The 17,390-nt window shown below is 55.8% G+C and carries 13 protein-coding genes; 4 read left to right on the forward strand and 9 right to left on the reverse strand.

The features are described 5' to 3' along the window. Nucleotides 1-28: 28 nt before the first annotated feature. Entirely contained in the window at nucleotides 29-1,594 is a 1,566-nt protein-coding gene (locus ACRQV7_RS01725; protein WP_444659187.1) for a hypothetical protein, read from the reverse strand. Nucleotides 1,595-2,035: 441 nt separating this feature from the next. Between ACRQV7_RS01725 and ACRQV7_RS01730 the strand changes: the two genes are divergently transcribed. After that, nucleotides 2,036-4,288: a vitamin B12-dependent ribonucleotide reductase gene (locus ACRQV7_RS01730; RefSeq protein ID WP_444659188.1), complete on the forward strand. Its 2,253-nt coding sequence runs from the start codon at nucleotides 2,036-2,038 to the stop codon at nucleotides 4,286-4,288. Between the two features lie 6 nt (nucleotides 4,289-4,294). Here ACRQV7_RS01730 and ACRQV7_RS01735 read toward each other — a convergent pair whose 3' ends face one another. Beyond that, nucleotides 4,295-4,819 carry a cob(I)yrinic acid a,c-diamide adenosyltransferase gene (locus ACRQV7_RS01735; protein ID WP_444659189.1) on the reverse strand — a complete coding sequence of 175 codons (525 nt, stop codon included), beginning with the start codon at nucleotides 4,817-4,819 and terminating at the stop codon, nucleotides 4,295-4,297. Nucleotides 4,820-5,098: 279 nt separating this feature from the next. Here ACRQV7_RS01735 and ACRQV7_RS01740 point away from each other — a divergent pair, with 279 nt between their 5' ends. After that, nucleotides 5,099-6,502, forward strand: a complete 1,404-nt coding sequence (locus tag ACRQV7_RS01740) for a S1C family serine protease (RefSeq protein WP_444659190.1) — start codon at nucleotides 5,099-5,101, stop codon at nucleotides 6,500-6,502. Nucleotides 6,503-6,574: 72 nt separating this feature from the next. Here the strand turns inward: ACRQV7_RS01740 and ACRQV7_RS01745 are convergent, their stop codons facing one another. From ACRQV7_RS01745 to ACRQV7_RS01770, 6 genes are read right to left on the reverse strand one after another with little or no spacing between them, the layout of a single operon-like run. After that, a complete protein-coding gene (locus ACRQV7_RS01745; RefSeq protein WP_444659191.1) occupies nucleotides 6,575-8,380 on the reverse strand; it encodes a serine hydrolase domain-containing protein in 1,806 nt (601 codons plus the stop codon). A gap of 4 nt (nucleotides 8,381-8,384) precedes the next feature. Continuing rightward, nucleotides 8,385-8,882: a hypothetical protein gene (locus ACRQV7_RS01750; RefSeq protein ID WP_444659192.1), complete on the reverse strand. Its 498-nt coding sequence runs from the start codon at nucleotides 8,880-8,882 to the stop codon at nucleotides 8,385-8,387. Next, the gene (gene srtB, locus ACRQV7_RS01755) at nucleotides 8,879-9,919 is read right to left on the reverse strand and encodes a class B sortase (RefSeq protein WP_444659193.1); all 1,041 of its coding nucleotides are present in this window, start codon (nucleotides 9,917-9,919) and stop codon (nucleotides 8,879-8,881) included. Before srtB ends, ACRQV7_RS01750 begins: the two co-directional genes overlap by 4 nt. Before the next feature lie 32 nt (nucleotides 9,920-9,951). After that, entirely contained in the window at nucleotides 9,952-11,223 is a 1,272-nt protein-coding gene (locus tag ACRQV7_RS01760) for a competence/damage-inducible protein A (protein ID WP_444659194.1), read from the reverse strand. A 13-nt stretch (nucleotides 11,224-11,236) separates the two neighbouring features. Beyond that, on the reverse strand, nucleotides 11,237-12,412 hold the full coding sequence (thiI, locus tag ACRQV7_RS01765; protein WP_444659195.1) for a tRNA uracil 4-sulfurtransferase ThiI: 1,176 nt from the start codon (nucleotides 12,410-12,412) through the stop codon (nucleotides 11,237-11,239). 13 nt (nucleotides 12,413-12,425) lie between these two features. Beyond that, the gene (locus ACRQV7_RS01770) at nucleotides 12,426-13,562 is read right to left on the reverse strand and encodes a cysteine desulfurase family protein (RefSeq protein WP_444659196.1); all 1,137 of its coding nucleotides are present in this window, start codon (nucleotides 13,560-13,562) and stop codon (nucleotides 12,426-12,428) included. A gap of 175 nt (nucleotides 13,563-13,737) precedes the next feature. Here ACRQV7_RS01770 and ACRQV7_RS01775 point away from each other — a divergent pair, with 175 nt between their 5' ends. After that, complete coding sequence (locus ACRQV7_RS01775) at nucleotides 13,738-14,145, forward strand: Fur family transcriptional regulator (protein WP_444659197.1); 408 nt, start codon at nucleotides 13,738-13,740, stop codon at nucleotides 14,143-14,145. 67 nt (nucleotides 14,146-14,212) lie between these two features. Here the strand turns inward: ACRQV7_RS01775 and ACRQV7_RS01780 are convergent, their stop codons facing one another. Then, nucleotides 14,213-15,334 carry an MGDG synthase family glycosyltransferase gene (locus ACRQV7_RS01780; protein ID WP_444659198.1) on the reverse strand — a complete coding sequence of 374 codons (1,122 nt, stop codon included), beginning with the start codon at nucleotides 15,332-15,334 and terminating at the stop codon, nucleotides 14,213-14,215. Nucleotides 15,335-15,616: 282 nt separating this feature from the next. Between ACRQV7_RS01780 and ACRQV7_RS01785 the strand changes: the two genes are divergently transcribed. Then, nucleotides 15,617-17,269, forward strand: coding sequence for a VanW family protein (locus tag ACRQV7_RS01785; protein WP_444659199.1), 1,653 nt, complete (start codon nucleotides 15,617-15,619; stop codon nucleotides 17,267-17,269). Nucleotides 17,270-17,390: the final 121 nt, after the last annotated feature.

Consider the following 17,390-nt stretch of genomic DNA (forward strand, 5'->3'; position numbering starts at 1 on the left):
CATACCTCTGTTTCATTATCGGGATTCATTACTTTGTTAACTTGTGCTTGTCCTGCTGATTGGCAATCGTAGTCAGGAGGAATGCAAGTCCGGCTGCCGACAGCATGCAGACAAGAAAGAAAATGCCTTTGTTCGGATTTGCGAGCATGGGGGCGATGACGGCCGGAACATATGCGGTTCCTTTTACCCCCAGCCAGCCGACCAGGGCTCCGGCGATGGTCGAGGCGGCCAAAGCACCCCCAAAGACTTTTTTGCTTGAGAACATAAACGGATAAGACGCTTCCACGAAAGTGCCGAAGGCTATATTGATAATGAACCCGGGAAGCGCGACCGCACTTTCGCTTTTTTGTTTCGGGAAAAGGACATTTGCCAACGTAATACCGGCAGAAACCATTACCAGGCAGGTCATGTCGATCGCGCCCAGGAAGCTGAAGCCATCCTTCTCCATTTCCAGTAGGATAATCGGAAGAATTGCGGCATGGTAGACGCCTCCGATAATAGCCGGCCAGATAAGCAGACCGGCGACCGCTCCCGCGAGAATGGGACTGTAGTTCAGCGCAAGGTCGATCAGCCAGCGAACCGTGTTGCCAAACCAGAGAGCAGCCGGTGCAATAAGGTACATACCCGTCAGCCCGGCTGTTAAACCGGATATGCCCCCGGAGGCGATATTGGCCGTTGTCCCCGGAACCTTATGCTTAAAGCAGAAGCTGCTTATGTAATACGTGAGAATGCCAGCGAGAATACCGGCGATCATTCCGCCGATGATCCCTCCGTCTTTTGCGAGGATTCCCGCAATGATACCGGCAACCAGGCCAACTTCGTCCATCCCGGAAACCTGCTTTGCGGCGATAGCCGCCAGAACGACGGGTAAGATTCCAATCAGGGTGTCAAATACGGTGCTCAGTCCGGCAAAAGCAGGAATTTTGCTCAGCGCCAGCACAAGCGCCATGGAAATAAAGCCCGGCATTGCCGCCATCATGATTCCTCTGAAGTTGATGCGCTTCCAGACGCTTCCGTCCTGCACGGAACCGCTCGAAGAGGACGCAAGAACCGGCATATATTTCAGCTTCCACTCTTTGGCCAGAGCGGAGACAAAGGCTACCGCTCTTGTACGGTTTGTCGTTCCGGTTGTGCCGGAGGCGGAGATGACTTTTCCTCCGAGAGACTGGGTGTTGGCAATGGATGTGCCCCCTGTTCCCACCAGTGGGATTTTTTTCTCGGCTGCTGCCGTAATCGCCAGATTGTTTACGCCTTTCGGGTCACAACTGAGAAGCATCATTGCATCGATCTCGCCGTCCATTATTTTATCTGCGAGCTGTTTATCAGACGCTTTTGCTGTTTCGTTTATTTTATCAAGAGGGGCTTCGCTGCTTTCTGTTATTTCACCGTTTTCCAAGGTGTACAGTTTGGCGTTTGTACCCTTATTGATATTGTCCATGGAACTGGTTGCGCCAATAAACTGAATGTAGGAAATGTCAATTCCCGCTGACTGGGCCTGCGTGAAGATTTCCTTTATCATGAGCCTGGGATTGTTTCCGCCCTGATTATACAGATTCCCTCCACTGCTGCCTATAATTGCAACTTGTTTGTCCATAATAATGACCTCCTGTTTTTAACTCCTCTTTCCTCCGTATCCTGATCAAATCATCATTTTTACGTTTGCCTCCTTTTTGCCCTGAAAGCTTTCAGCTGTAAGTAAATTATATATTATTATACGTATAATTAATATTGGTATTATTACCGAATATTTATTTATATTGTGTAATATTTAAATAAATATCAAGATAAATTATAGATATAATATACAATTACATTGCTTAGTATGTTTCCGAAAACCTATATATTGTATGGTTCTGAATGTTTTATTATACGTATAAATAAAAAGGCAGTCTGCTGGTAGAGGAAAATGGGTTCCGGAACAAAAATAAAAGTTCTATGAATAACATTGGATAAAATATTCACAATATATTGACTTATATGTATGAAGTGGTACAATATATAGTATCTCAAAATGGACAGGGAAGGGAAGGCCATCATGACCATATCACAGAACGCGCTGACGGTATTGCAAAAGCGGTACCTGATCAAAAACGAAAAGGGAGAAACCACGGAAACCGTGGAGGGCCTGTTCCGCCGCGTAGCCGCCGCCATTGCGGCGCCGGACAAGCTGCACGACGGGAAAGCGGACGTTAAAAAGACGGAGGAAACCTTTTTCCATATGATGCAGGAGCTGGAGTTCCTGCCGAATTCTCCCACGCTGATGAACGCCGGGCGCCCGCTCGGGCAGCTTTCGGCGTGCTTTGTGCTGCCGGTCGCGGACAGCATGGAGGATATTTTTGAAGCGATCAAGCAGGCGGCGCTGATTCACAAATCGGGCGGCGGAACGGGCTTTTCTTTTTCGCGCCTGCGCCCGCAGGGCAGCACCGTCAACTCGACCGGCGGGGTCGCCTCCGGCCCGATCAGCTTTATGAAGGTGTTCAACATGGCGACGGAGGCCGTCAAACAGGGCGGAACCCGCCGCGGCGCAAACATGGGCATCCTGCGCATCGATCACCCGGATATCCTCGATTTTATCGACTGCAAGGCCAACAACAACGAAATCAACAATTTCAATATCTCTGTGGGCCTGACGGAAAAATTCATGGAGGCGGTGGAGAACGATACCGATTATGAGCTGATTGACCCCCACACGAAGAAAGCCGTTTCCGCTCTGCGCGCCCGCATGGTGTTTGACCGGATCGTGGACGCCGCGTGGCGCAACGGCGAGCCGGGCATTATTTTCCTCGACCGCCTGAACCGTGACAACATCGTGCCCTCGCAGGGCGAAATCGAGTCCACCAATCCCTGCGGCGAGCAGCCTTTGCTCCCGTATGAGTCCTGCAACCTCGGTTCCGTCAATCTGGTAAAGATGCTGAAGACAACGGACGGAAAAACGGAGTTCGACTGGGACAAGCTTGGGCTGACGGTAAAAAACGCCGTGCATTTTCTGGACAACGTCATTGACGCCAACCAGTATCCGCTGGAAAATATCGACCGGGTGACCAAACAGACGCGGAAAATCGGCCTGGGCGTCATGGGCTGGGCCGACAGCCTGCTGCAGATGGGGATTCCGTACAATTCCGACGAAGCGATCGCGCTCGGAGAAAAGGTCATGAAATTCATTACCGGACGCGGGCGCGAAGAAAGCGCCGTACTTGCCGAAAAACGCGGCGCGTTCCCGCTTTTCGGCGAAAGCATCCTGCCGCAGGACAGACCGATGCGCAACGGGACCATCACGACCATTGCGCCGACCGGGACCCTTTCCATCATCGCGAACTGCTCCAGCGGCGTAGAACCGGTTTTCGGCTATGTTTACATCCGCAACATCATGGACGGCACGGAAATGATCGAGGTCAACCCGATTCTGAAGGCGGAGCTGGAAAAGCGCGGGCTTTACTCGGACGAGCTGATGAAGCGCATTGCCAAAGAGGGGACGGTCGCCCACATTGAGGAGCTGCCGGAGGATTTGCGCCGGGTGTTCGTTTCCGCGCACGACATCAGCCCGGAGTACCATGTCCGGATGCAGGCGGCGTTCCAGAAGGGAACGGACAACGCGGTTTCCAAGACGGTGAACTTTTCCAACGGCGCCGCAAGGGAGGACGTGGCCAGCGTGTATACGCTCGCGTTCCATCTCGGCTGCAAGGGCGTGACTATTTACCGTGACGGCAGCCGCGCGGAACAGGTGCTCAACATCGGGCAGGTAAAAAAAGAAGGCCGGCCCGCGGCGGAGACGCCGGAGCATGGCCGGATTGTGCCGCGTCCGCGTCCCGACACGGTGACCGGTGTTACGGAGCGGGTGAAAATCGGCTGCGGAAACCTGTATATTACCGTCAACTACGACGACCAGGGAATCTGCGAGGTGTTTACCAATACCGGCAAGGCCGGGGGATGCCCGTCCCAGTCGGAGGCGACCGCGCGTCTTGCGTCTATCGCCCTGCGCAGCGGGATGGAGGTCGAAAGCATTGTCGACCAGCTCAGGGGAATCCGCTGCCCGTCGACCATCCGTCAGCCGGGGCTGAAATGCACCTCCTGCCCGGACGCGATTGCAAAGACGATTGAACGCGTTTACAAAGAGCAGGTCCAGCTGGGAAAGTGGCCCGCTCCTGCACCGCAAAAATCCAAACCGGTGAGAAAAGCGGCGGATTCCGTCCCGGGCAGCATGCATTTCTGCCCGGAGTGCGGGGCAAAGCTGGAGCATGAGGGCGGATGCGTGACGTGCCGCCAGTGCGGGTACTCCCGCTGCGGCTAATGCGGTTTAGAATTCAATCCCCTTCCGGGCTGGGATGTTCCTGTCGTAGGGGTGCTTTCCCTTCCTGATTTCGGAAACATAATCGGCGAGCTCCAGAACCTCCGGTTTTGGGCCGCGCCCCGTCAGAACAAGCTCCAGCTTCTGGGGCTTGTTTTTTATAAAGTCGGTCAGCATTCCGCCGTCGAGCAGGCCGCAGTTGACCGCGGCAAATACCTCGTCCAGAATCAGCAGGTCGCACTCGTCCGCTTTGGCGGCGGCAACCGCCTTGCAGAACAGGTTGGCGCACAGGACGGCGGTTTCCTCCAGCTCCTTTTTGGTCATCTGAAAGGTGAACTTTACGGTCGGCACGGTGGGGAGCACGCTGAAATTTTCCAGCTGTTTCAGGGCGGCCAGCTCGCCGGAGCCGTTTCCCTTCAGGAACTGTGCCATCAGCACCCGTTTCCCGCTTCCGCAGGCGCGCACCCCCAGCCCGACGGCGGCGGTGGTTTTGCCTTTTCCGTCCCCGCAGTAAACATGAGTCAGTCCGTTCATCGCACATTCTCCATCCGTATCAAATTTATTTCTGATCCTATCATAGCACATTCTGGCGCAAATCCGCCGGGAAAAGAGAGATTTTCGGGAGGGTTTTGCGGTGGGATGGAAAGAAAAGAGGAATCCTCCTTTTTTGTGTTCATAATTTCGTTAAATTCAGGTTACATATTTTTCTAAAAAATATCATAAAAATATAAACCAATCATCACATCCTTTTCACATAGAACCGGTATCATAACAATCACAGCAAGCAAATCACCGCAGAAAGGAATGATTCAGATGTTTAATCCATTTGCAGATGATAAAAAGAAAAAAGACCTGGCAAATCGTGATTTAAACAGTAACGATACGGAACACAGAAGCGCAGGCCGGACGGAATGGCAGGGGGATTTTTACCATTACAGCAAGCCGGAGAACGAGCCCCCGGTTTACAGCTGGGAGCGGCCCTCCGTTCCCCGGCAGCCTGTTTTCGATTTTCAGGAGCCGCGCAAAAAGAAGCGCGGCGGCAAAAAAACTTTCGTCAAGGTACTGGCGGGGGTCATGTGCTGCCTGATGATTTCGGCCGGTTCCATCGCAGGGTTCGCTGCGCTGGTCAACAACGGGTATGTCAAGCTGGGGAACGCAAGCACCAGCGATCCGGCGTTTACCGTAACGAAGCTGGTCAACAGCGGCACCACCAATGCCGCTACGGTGACCGGGGAACTGACCAAGCAGCAGATCGCCGAAAAGGTGGTCCCGTCGGTCGTCTGTATCCAAAACTACCAGCTGGGCCAGAGCGCCCGCTATACCATGGGCGGGAACGGCGCGGGCAACGCGGGAAACAGCGACGAGGACAGCTCCGTCACCCCGACAAGCGAGGGTTCCGGCATTATCGCGACCAGCGACGGGTACATCATTACCAACGCGCACGTCGTCGAGGGCGCATCTTCGCTCAAAGTCATCTTATCCAACGGAACAAAATATGAAGCGAAGCTGATCGGCAGCGACAGCGTCACCGATCTGGCCGTTATTAAAATCGACGCAAAGGGCCTGACCGCGGCGGAATTCGGCTCCTCCGACGACCTTAAAGTCGCGGATACCGTCATGGCGATCGGCAACCCGGGCGGCCTGGAGTTCAACTCCAGCGTCACCATCGGTTATGTTTCCGCATTAAATCGTGAAATCACCAATTCCGATACCGGCTATACCATGAAATGCATCCAGACCGACGCAGCGATCAATCCGGGCAACTCCGGCGGCGCGCTGGTCAACATGTACGGCCAGGTCGTGGGCATCAACTCCTCCAAAATCGTAGCCACCGGCTATGAGGGCCTCGGCTTCTCCATCCCCATCAATGTGGCGCAGCCGATCATCAGCGACCTGAAGCAGTACGGCTATGTCAAGGACAGGGCGGTACTCGGCATCTCCGGCCAGTTTATCGATACCATGACTTCCCGTTTCTACAACCTGCCCGTCGGCATGTACGTCGGCTCCGTGACGAATCCGGAGGTTACCTCCGCCGGGATTAAAAAGGGCGACGTAATCACGAAGATCGACGGCAAGGATGTGACCAGTCAGAATGTGATTACCGGGGTGATTACGGGGAAGAAACCGGGGGACACGGTCACGCTGAACGTTGCCAGTTCCCTGACGGGGGAAAGCTTCACCGCCAAAGTGAAGCTGGCCCAGTCGACAGGAAAATAAGTTTCCAGCAAACTTTTTCATAATACTCCCTTCTTTCATAAAAACGGCGGGACCGAACCGGTCCCGCCGTTTTTATGTTTTATCAAACAGGGTGCCCTTCGCGCGGGGCATCATGATATTGTCCACCCGGGCGGCCATGCGTTCCTGCGAAATGGCGTCGATCAGCATCTTGTCGATGGAGTTTCCGCTTCCCCCGACCAGGCCGAACAGCATTTTTGTCGCGGCTTCCACGGTGGGGTGCTCGTAAAAGCGGATGAGCAGCTTTTCCCCGTAGAAGATGAATTTCATCACGCGCAGGCTGGGCGTTTCAATATAGGAGAGGTAAAGGAGCATGACCGTGCGGTCCTCTTCGTCCGTCGTCAGCTTTGCCGTCGCCCCCACCGTGTAAACGTCGCCGTTCAGCGTTACGTCGCTGCGGCGGGGAACGCCGTCCAGCCCGGCTGTAATTACGTTTTCGTCGGTCCCGTCGTACATTGTGATCCTGCACAGGCCGGGCTCAAAAGAAAAGGAAACGCGGGTGATCCCCCCGGAAAAATTATTGGTCACGCACTGCAGAATAAGCGGGAGCAGCGTTCCGTAGCTGCTGCCCAGCCGGTACTCCTGCTTGTCGATTCCCGCGGCGAGCAAGGGCGGTTCTTCGGCTTTCGGGGAAAAAAATCGCTGCAGAAACGTGTGGAACGGATTGGATTTCCGGGGCCGGGGCGCTGTTTCGGGGACTGCGTACAGGCTGTCCAGCCTGCTTTTCAGCGAGCGGAGCGCGCGGATGTTCCGGGGCAAAGGATGGTCGAAGATCTTTTCCGCGCCGTCGCCGAAATAGGTTTCCACCAGCTCGATGGAAACGTCGGAAAACAGGTTCTGGCTTCCGCTTGTGATGGCCACCACCATGTCGCGCTTCGGAAGGACGATGACGTACTGGCCGAATACGCCGTTGTACTGGTACGCGTCCGCCGCGTGGAAATCCCATACCTGATACCCGTAGCCGACCGGATGGCTGTTTTCGCGGGACGGGGTCTGCACTTTGGTCGATTCCCGAATCCATTCCTCCGGGATGAGCTGCCGTGTTTCGCCGCCGAGGTCCCAGCGGCCGCCCTGCAGATAAAGCTGGCCGAGCTTTGCCATATCCGCGATATGCAGGGAAAGCCCCCAGCCGCCCTTCTCGATTCCCAGCGGGCAGGTTTCCCAGTCCGCATCCTCAATCCCCAGCGGAGCGAAAAGCCGCGGGGTCAGGTACTCCACCAGCCCCACGCCGGTTTTTTTGCGCACGATGGCGCTGAGCAGGTAGGAATTCATGCTGTTGTAGCTGAATTCGCTTCCGGGCTCGAAAATGCAGTCCGATGTCAGGAAGGCCCTCACCCAGTCCCTTTCCATAAAGGAACCGGCCTCGTTGAACTTGATGCCGCTGGTCATGTTCAGCAGGTGACGGACGGTGATGCTGTTGATTCTGGGGCTGCGGAACATGACGCCCTTTTCGGGGAAGATGTCGATTACCTTTTCGTCAAGGGAGAGCAGGCCCTCCTCCATGGCGATCCCCACCGCCATGCCGGTAACGCTTTTGGAAAGGGAAAACATCATGTGCGGATACGCGGGGGAATAAGGCTTGAAGCTGCCCTGCGCAATCAGCTTTCCGTGCCGCAGCAGCATCACGCTGTGCGGACGGATGGAGGGGGAGGCGGCAAGCTCCTCAAAAAACTGCTCGATATATTCGCTGGGAATCCCCTCGTCCTCCGGTGTGGAGGCGGGAATCCCGCCGAAATCGGTTTTCGGAGTATTCTTCTTCTTTTGCGGCTGAAACGGGTACGGCGTGATGCGCCGCATATCGCCGCGGACAAATTTTATGACCAGATCAACGGTTTTCATCTGGGACAGCAGATCCAACATGGATTTAAACCCCCGGGTTAAAAGTCTTCATGGAATTCTCGACCATTTCTTCGAACGGCTCGCGGTTATCGGAAGGGAACTCTCCCGTCAGCCCGAATTTCAGCGCAAGCCGTTCACAGGCGGCCGGAAGCATTTGCAGGAGCTCCTCCGGCACGTCCGGCAGCACGACGATCGCCTGATTGAGGCTTTCGATCAGATAGCCGGTTTTATCCGTACCGTTCAGGCGCAGAACGCCTTTCGGTTCCCCGGACCTGCCGACGGGAATATGCAGGATTTTGAAAAGCGGCGGCGCGCAGTCCGGCATGCTTTCGGGCGAGTCGCCCACCACAAAGACGGCGGGGAGCGTCCGCAGAAGGCGCGCCATAGTGGAACTGAGGTCCGTCTTTTTGGCGCAGATCTTCACGTCGGCGATACCCGACCCGTAAAAACGGAGCGCTTCCTCTATTTTATTCTGACAGCGCAGGGTCCTGTGCGCAAAATAAAAAATGAGTCCCGCGTTCATATTCCTTCCCCCCACGATAAAAGATTCTTTTTGACGGCCTCTTCATAGGTATCCGGCCAGACCGGTTTTTTCCCGCCGTTCTTTGTATACCAGCAGTCCGGGTACACCGTTTTGCCGTTGTACACCGCTCTGGAAACGTCCACCTCGCCGCTTTCGCCGTCGCGGACTTTGCGGGCGACCACGACTTCCCTGAAATCCTTGAACTCATAGGAACAGGTGGAAAGCAGCACGATGCTGTCGTCCTTGTTGAGGCCGACGCCGGTGTTGTAAAGGGACCGTATCCGCATCTGATAAACGAAATTCAGAAAATCGCTGTCGTCCTGAAAATCCGTTTTCATGTAATTGAACGGTTTGCCCTGTTCCGGCAGGGTATTGGTCAGGAAAACGGAAATGACCTTCCACTGTGACTGGCTGTCGACCGTATCAAAGGTAAATACCGGGTTCTTTTTGTAAAAATCCAGCGATTTGTACCGGTCCAGCTGCGTAAACATCCGTCCCGAATTGAGCGAGTGCCCGTAAAGGACGATGCTGCGGGATTTCCCCTTTTCCACAGAGCAGCGCGCGTCCGCAAAGACGCTTCCGTATCCGGAGTACCGGCCGCGGTAGTCGTGGGTCAGGTAAAACTCCGGGTCCTTTGCGTCGGCCTGCAAAACCGGCAGGTCGATGACGGTGCCGGGGACCTTGATCCAGCCTACAATGGACGGGTTGATTTTCTGCAGCTCAAGAAACCGGACCAGCCGCCCCTGCCCGTCGCGTTCCGGCGGGGTGGAAGACACGGGCGAATCGTCCCCTGTGTCCGGCGTTTCGGAGCTTTCGGCGTAATAGACGCTTTTGATATCCTGCTGCTCCGTGTCCGCGGCGGCGGGCAGAACGACAAGGTCCCAGGCCAGATAAAGGGCGCAGCCCAGAAAAACGCAGACGGCGATCAGGCTGACGGTCTTGTAAAGAATCAGCTTTTTGCCGTCCCCCTTCCAGGGCAGCAGAACGCGGTAAAAAGGAACCCTTTTTTTCGTGCGTTCTCCGTTTTGCGGTTTCATGGCGCACCCCCTTGTTTTACTTCTGGAATATTTTATATTTTTTTCGCGTAGGCGGCTTCTTCCAGCCCTCCGCAGCCCGTCAGATAGCGGCGCACCATGTCCAGCGCGTTGGAGGCGGCGAGCCAGCGAAGGTATTCGCGCCCTTTGGAAGCGCCGTGCTGCATTTTGCGCACCCAGGTATGTTCCCCGTCACAGAAAGCAATGTAAATCAGGCCGACGGGCTTTTCCGGCGTTCCGCCGTCCGGCCCCGCGATCCCGGTGATGCCGATGCCGAGCTCGCTGCCGGATTTCGCCCGGACCCCTTCGGCCATCGCGCGCGCGGTCTGTTCGCTGACGGCGCCGTACTGCTTCAGGGTGGACTCCGGTACGCCGAGCAGGAGCGTCTTGATTTTGTTCGCGTAAGTGACGGCACCCATCTCAAAGACCTTGCTCGCGCCCGCGATATCGGTGATCCGTTTGGAGAGCAGGCCGCCGGTGCAGGACTCCGCGGTGGCAAGGTGAAGGCCGCGCTTGCCGAGCTCCGTGACGACGACTTCTTCCAGGCTTTCCACGTCGATTCCGTAAATAAACTCGTGAAAACGCCTTTTCAGTTCTTCCACAACGGGTGCGCACATGGCCTGTGCCGTTTCCTGATTTTCCGCCCGGGCGGTGACGCGCACGAACATTTCGCCGTCCTTGGCGTAGGTTGCCGCCGTCGGATTGGCGCAGTCCGTCAGGTCGGGGATCTTTTCCGCGACAAAGCCTTCCCCCAGGCCGAACACGCGGACGATTCTGGAAACGATCACCGCCTGTCCGTTCTTTGCCAGGTAGGGGATCGCATAGTTTTTCAGCATGGGAATCAGCTCGGACGGCGGCCCGGGCAGCATGATGATGATTTTGCCCGCGTCGGTTTCAAACCCGCAGCCCGGCGCGGTGCCGTAGTCGTTGGGGAACACGGTGCAGCCCTCGGGAAGCAGCGCCTGCTTCTTCTGTGTTTCGCCCAGCACCCTCCCTTTGAAATAGCGGACGATCCTGTCCAGGCTTTCCTGATGCAGCACCAGCTTTTTGCCCGCGGTTTCCGCGATGGTTTCTTTGGTCAGGTCGTCGCCGGTGGGCCCGAGGCCCCCGGTGGTGATGACAAGGTCGCTGCGGCGAAGCGCACTTTTCAGCGCTTCCTTCAGCCTTGGGACATTGTCGCCCACGGTTCCCGCGAACAGAAGGTTGACGCCGATGGTAGAAAGCTCCCTCGCGACAAAGGAGGCGTCGGTGTTGATCGTATGGCCGAGCAGAAGCTCGGTTCCTACGGAAATGATTTCAGCGTTCATTCTTTTTCCCCCGCTATTGATTCGGATAGATTTTTGTAAGCACGGCGTTCCGGACGCATTCCCCGATCAGGCTTTCGCAGTCCAGCGCCTGTTCCGCCTCTAAAAGCTCCGGAAGCCTGGGCTGTGTGCGCGGATGCTTCGGCGTGAACACGGTACAGCAGTCCTCAAACGGCTCTATGGAGATGTCAAAGGTGTTGATCCTGCGCGAAATTTCAATGATTTCCAACTTGTCCATTCCGATCAGCGGACGCAGGACCGGCATCTCGGAGGCCTGGTCGGTGCAGACAATGGCCTGCAGGGTCTGGCTCGCCACCTGGCCCAGGCTTTCGCCGGTAATCAGTGCGGAACAGCTTTCCCTGCGGGCGATTTTTTCGCCGATCCGCATCATAAACCGCCTCATAATTAAGGTGAACAGGTCCTCCGGGCATTTCGCCATGATTTCCTCCTGCACCTTTGCAAACGGAACGGTAAACAGGCGCATTCTGCCGGAGTATTCGCCGACGCGGGCCAGCAGCCGGTGCACCTTCTGCTCCGCGCGCTCGCTGGTGTACGGCGGGCTGGCAAAGTGGACGGCGGTCAGTTCCAGTCCGCGTTTTGCCATCGTCCACGCGGCGACGGGGCTGTCGATTCCGCCGCTGATCAGAACGGCGGCGTTTCCGCCGGTACCCACCGGGATTCCGCCCGCACCCTTCAGTGCGGGTCCGTGAACGTAGGCTCCGAAATCGCGTACCTCCACCCGCACGGTGACGTCGGGATCGTGTACGTCGACGCGCAGGTGCGGGTACCGCTCCAGCAGGTATTCGCCCACCCGCGCGGAAATCTCCGGCGATTTCAGCGGGAAAATCTTATCGGCGCGCTTCGTCTCCACCTTGAAGCTTTTCGCGGCCAGCAGCTCCGGCTTCAGGTATTGGGCGGACGCTTCCAGAATGGCGCTCATCTCTTTTTTTACCACACAGGCGCGTGAAAACGCGGCAATCCCGAATATTTTGGAAACCCGTTCCACAGCCGCGTCTAAATCGGCCCCCTCGCGGGGAGTGACGTAAACGGCCGACTGGGCGATTTTTACGTCAAAACCGCCCAGAGGATTCAACCGGCGCTTGATATTCCGGATCAGGGCGGCCTCGAACACATTCCGGTTCAGCCCCTTGAGAACCATTTCTCCCAGTTTGATTAAGATGATTTCTTCCATTTAAATTCTCCTGTTACGGTTTTTTAGTCAGTGAGGAAAGACCCTCTCTCAAGGCGTCCGCCAGTTCGTCAATGTCCTCGTGGGTATTGTAGCGGGAAAAGCTGAGCCGCAGGGAGGAGGCGATCCGGTCGCGGGGCAGCCCCATAGCGGTCAGCACATGGCTCGCCTTTCCCTTGGAGCAGGCGGAGCCGGAGGAAACGTAAATTTCTTTGGCGGAGAGATAGTGCAGCATAGTTTCCGCACGCACGCCGCCGGCGGAGAGGTTCACAATATAGGGCAGGGCGTCTTCGGGGGAATTCAGCGTGACGCCGTCGATTTCCAGCAGCCTTTGCCGGCAGTACGAGCTGAGCCTTGCCAGGGCTTCCAGCTGGGTGCCGGGTTCCGGCAGCGCCCGGACCGCCGCGCCGAAGCCCGCAATCAGCGGGGCGCTTTCCGTTCCGGGGCGGATATTTTTTTCCTGCCCGCCGCCGTAGGCGCGCGGAACGATGTGCACGCCCTTTCGCAGGTACAGCGCGCCCACGCCCTTCGGCCCGTGGATTTTATGCGCGCTCACGCTCATCAGGTCGATTTTTAGTCTGCCCGGTTTTAAAGGGATTTTGCCAAATGCCTGTACCGCGTCGACGTGAAAAAGCGCCGGGGCCTTCGCGGCGGCAATCGCGGCGGGGACCGCTTCCAGCGGAAGAAAGGTGCCGACCTCGTTGTTCACGCACATCATGCTGACCAGAACGGTGTGCGGCGTCACCGCGCGGAACACCTGCTCCGGCTTGATTTTTCCGCTGCCGTCCGGTTTCAGATAGGTGACGGCAAACCCCTCTTTTTCAAGCTGCTTCATCGTGTTGAGCACCGACGGATGCTCTATCATCGTGGTTACAATGTGGTTTCCGCGGCGGCGCATCGCGTGTGCCGCGCCGAAAAGCGCAAGGTTGTTGCTTTCCGTCCCGCCGGAGGTAAAGTAGATTTCTTCCTGTAAAATACCGAGAAGATCGGCGATTTCCTGTCTTGCCGCGGAAAGCTCCTGCTCGGCGTAAAAGCCTTTCGTGTGAAGGCTGGAGGGGTTTCCGTAATTGTCCGTCATCATCTCCATCACTTTGTCGGCGGCCTCTCTGCAAACCATGGTGGTGGAGGAATTGTCAAGATATATTTCACCCAATGGGGATACCTCCAAGTCATTAATTGATATTACTATATTATACACCTTACGTGTATTTTGAGCAATGAAAACACCCCGGTAGCGATTTGCATTTTTATGAATTTGTATTATAATAAACGAAAACGGAATGCCGGCACGGAACCCGTATCTGGTACAGAGAGGAAAGGGAAAAACGTTGAAAAACACAAAACAGCGGTGCGCCATTATGCAGATTCTGAAGCAGAGCAGCGACCCTGTGAGCGCAGAGGATATTTTTGCGGCGCTGAAGGCCGAATATCCAAGCCTGGCCCTCTCCACCGTTTACCGCAATCTGGAGCGCTTCGCCGGGGATGGGCTGATTAAAAAAGACGTGTGGAGAGACGGGATCGTGCGGTACTCCATTGCGCAGGAGCATCACGGGCATTATCTGATCTGCACCGAATGCAGCGCCAAAATCAGGATAGAGGACTGCCCCCTGACCGGAATCGAGCAGGGGCTGGCCCGCGACACGGGCTATGAAATAGAGGGGCACACGCTGACCATTTACGGGAAATGCCCCAAATGCGTCCGGCGCGAAAAAGCGCGGGATGCGCAGGACAGGTAAAAAAAGAAGCGGACAATTTGTCCGCTTCCTTTTTTACTGTTAAGAAAACCCTGCGATTTTTCGCCTTTTATGCATTGCGCTCCGACAGCTCGTTGATCAGGGAAAAAATATTTTTCCCTGACTGGGACGTGTCGAAAGTCTTCAGAGACGCCCGCATCTCCTCCAGCCGCCTGTTGTCCGCCAGCAGGGAAAGGATGGTTTCGCCCGGATCGACGCCCTTTTCCAGCTTGACCGCCATGTTGTGGGAAAGCAGGAAGTTTGCGTTGTCCTCCTCCTGGCCGGGAATCGCGTCAAACACTGCCAGCGGAATGTTGCACGCAAGCGCTTCCGAAACGGTCAGCCCGCCGGGCTTTGTGATAATCAGGTCGGACGCGTGCATATAGTTTTCCACTTCGTCGGTGAAAAAGACCAGCTTGGTCTTTTTGGGGCTCTGCGCGATCACCGGGGCGAAGGACTCGTACAGCTTCTGGTTGCGGCCGGTGATGACGATCGCCTGAAACTCGATGGGAAGCTGCGTCAGGTGCTTATAGATTTTCATGATGTTGGTGACGCCGAAGCTGCCCGCCATGATCAGGATGGTCGGCAGGTCCTCGTCCAGACCGAATTTTTTCAGCAGGGCGGGCCTGTCGCCCTTGCTGTAGAAAACATCCCCCACGGGAATGCCGAACGGATAAATCTTTTCGGTGGGGACGCCCATCGCGTTCATTTCCGGAATCATGTCCTTTGTGGAAACGATATACGCGTCCACATGCTCCGCAATCCACGCCCGGTGCGGGCCGTAGTCCGTCATCAGGCAGATCAGCGGGGCCTTTACGATCCCCCTCCCCTTTAAGTGGGAAACCATTTCCGTTGCAAACGGATGAGTGGAGATAATCACGTCGGGCTTCTGCTCCTCCATCAGCGGAATCAGCTTCTGGCTGAACGCGCTGGAAAAACGGGTCACCAGATTGGCAAGCAGGCTTTCCTGATTGGTTTTCCGGTAAAGCTGCCCAAACACCTTCGGCGTTTTGGTTGCCAGAAAATGGTACCCCTCGCAGACCGTCTTGTCCAATATGGCGTTGATGCTCTTCAGCGCGTCGACCACGGTCACCTCGTTGCCCGTGGAATTTTCTGCAATATATTTTTCAATGGCATGGGAGGCCCTCAGATGTCCTCCGCCCGTTGCAGCCGAAAGAATTAAGATCTTCACACCAATCCTCCTTTAGTCAGGGACCGTATATCCCATCATACTGCGGCTGATCTGAAAAGAAACGGGAAACCTGTAACCGTTTTTTCCGGATTGCCATATCTTTGGTAATTATATCATATATTTATAAAAGTTGCCAATGAAATTCCCTCAAAGTCCCGCCCACGGCCCGCGGCCGGTTATAAAGCTGTAACTTTACTTTTACCGGGCTGCGTTATATAATGATACCAGCTTTTGAGGAGATATCAGAAACTTGAGAATTTACTGTTATTTGGGAGGCCCGATATGACCGATGCAAATAGGATTGACATTTCTTCCGGGGCGCCGAGCTCCGGCGGAAAAAAGCGTGCAAGGATTGCGGCTGTCATTGCCGGGGTGGTTTTGCTTGCTGCGGTCGGCGGCCTGTTTGGCAAACAGCTGTACGAGGCTTATCGGCACCGCCAGGAGGTTGCTTCGGCAATTGACGTGGATACTTTTTATAAGGGAATCGTCGTCGCCGGCGTCGATCTGGGCGGAAAGACCATGGAGCAGGCCAAAGCTGCCGTTGCCGCGGTCGAACCGGGCCTGCGCGACAAATACGATATCAGGATTGTTTATCAGGATAAAACATGGCAGCTGACCGAGGATGACCTCAACTTCCAGTTCAATACGGACGACGTGCTGAAAGAGGCGTATGCCTATGCGCGCACGGGGGACAGGGAGGAGCGCTATCAGCAGGTGCTGGCGCTGCAGACTGCTCCTAAAACATACAATGTCACCAATACGATGAATTACGATGATCTGGACGCCAAGCTGAAAGAGACGGTCAAGGAAATTGCCTATGACCCGGTCGACGCGACGGTGGCCTCCTTTGACACGAAAACCGCGACTTTTCACTATGCCGACGGGAAGAACGGCCTCGCGGTCGATGGGAACAGGCTTTACGCACAGGTGGAAGCGCTGATCAACGGCCCCCGCACCGGAACGGTGGAAGTACCGACGACGGTGGTTCCGTTCAGCAAAACCATTGCGGAGGTGAAAAGCCACCTGCAGAAGCTGGGGACCTACAGCACCACGTCCACCAACAACGCGAACGGCACTCATAACATGGCGCTGGCCCTCTCCAAAATCAACGGAACCTGTATCCCGGCGGGCGGCACGTTTTCCTTCAACGGGATCGTCGGCGACTCCACCAGCAAGGCGAGCGGCTTCCGCGAGGCGGGAGCGATTCTGAACGGCAGGCTGATCCAGTCCTACGGCGGCGGAATCTGCCAGGCGTCCACCACCGTTTACGGCGCGGCGCTCCGTTCCAGCATGAAGATCACACAGCGCTCCAACCATACGCTTCAGTCCACCTACTGCCCGATCGGCCAGGACGCCGCGGTCAGTTACCCGGATCTGGACTTTAAATTCCAGAATCCTACGGAATATCCCCTCTACATTGTCTCCGGCATCAAGGGAAAGGTGCTTACCGTAACTTTTTACGGGTACCAGTCGCCGGATTATGACAGCATTACCGTCACCTCGCAGAAGACGGAGACGATCCCCGCGCCGACCACCCCGAAATACATTGTTGACAAAACGCTGGCGAAAGGGGTCGTCAAGCTGGACTCCAAAGCGCGAACGGGGGCAAGGGCGACCGCGCAGCGTGCTTTTTATAAAAACGGTGTCGTGGTAAAAACGGAAAACCTGTCCTCCTCCTATTATCGTGCGCAGCCCGCGTATTATTCCATGGGTCCCGGAACAACGGTGAGCGGCAATCCCGCATCCACCGCTTCCTCCAAACCGGCGAGTTCTTCCAAACCGCCCGCCAGTTCCTCTAAACCGGCAGTTTCTTCCTCTTCGCCGGGTGCGGGCAGTTCATCCCCCGCGTCCTCACAGGCGGATCAGGACAACGGCGGGCAGTCCGGTGATACCGAGTCCGACACGGTTCCGGCGAACATCATCATTCCCGAATAACCGGCTTTTCAGGGTGTGGCTCAGGCTGCACCCTGGTTTTAAATTGGACTTGACTTTTTGTCTCATTTCTGCAAAAATGAGAAAGACGAACAGGATATTTTTTCATTACGCAAACAAAATA

It is taken from the genome of Caproiciproducens lactatisolvens, from assembly GCF_052443335.1.
GTDB lineage: Bacteria > Bacillota > Clostridia > Oscillospirales > Acutalibacteraceae > Caproiciproducens.

What these genes read in the sequence shown, in the direction of transcription:
- ACRQV7_RS01785 (WP_444659199.1), top strand. Translation starts at nt 15,617, where the DNA reads ATGACCGATGCAAATAGGATTGACATTTCTTCCGGGGCGCCGAGCTCC.
- ACRQV7_RS01745 (WP_444659191.1), bottom strand. Translation starts at nt 8,380, where the DNA reads ATGTTGGATCTGCTGTCCCAGATGAAAACCGTTGATCTGGTCATAAAA.
- ACRQV7_RS01740 (WP_444659190.1), top strand. Translation starts at nt 5,099, where the DNA reads ATGTTTAATCCATTTGCAGATGATAAAAAGAAAAAAGACCTGGCAAAT.
- ACRQV7_RS01760 (WP_444659194.1), bottom strand. Translation starts at nt 11,223, where the DNA reads ATGAACGCTGAAATCATTTCCGTAGGAACCGAGCTTCTGCTCGGCCAT.
- ACRQV7_RS01735 (WP_444659189.1), bottom strand. Translation starts at nt 4,819, where the DNA reads ATGAACGGACTGACTCATGTTTACTGCGGGGACGGAAAAGGCAAAACC.
- ACRQV7_RS01730 (WP_444659188.1), top strand. Translation starts at nt 2,036, where the DNA reads ATGACCATATCACAGAACGCGCTGACGGTATTGCAAAAGCGGTACCTG.
- srtB (WP_444659193.1), bottom strand. Translation starts at nt 9,919, where the DNA reads ATGAAACCGCAAAACGGAGAACGCACGAAAAAAAGGGTTCCTTTTTAC.
- ACRQV7_RS01750 (WP_444659192.1), bottom strand. Translation starts at nt 8,882, where the DNA reads ATGAACGCGGGACTCATTTTTTATTTTGCGCACAGGACCCTGCGCTGT.
- ACRQV7_RS01725 (WP_444659187.1), bottom strand. Translation starts at nt 1,594, where the DNA reads ATGGACAAACAAGTTGCAATTATAGGCAGCAGTGGAGGGAATCTGTAT.
- thiI (WP_444659195.1), bottom strand. Translation starts at nt 12,412, where the DNA reads ATGGAAGAAATCATCTTAATCAAACTGGGAGAAATGGTTCTCAAGGGG.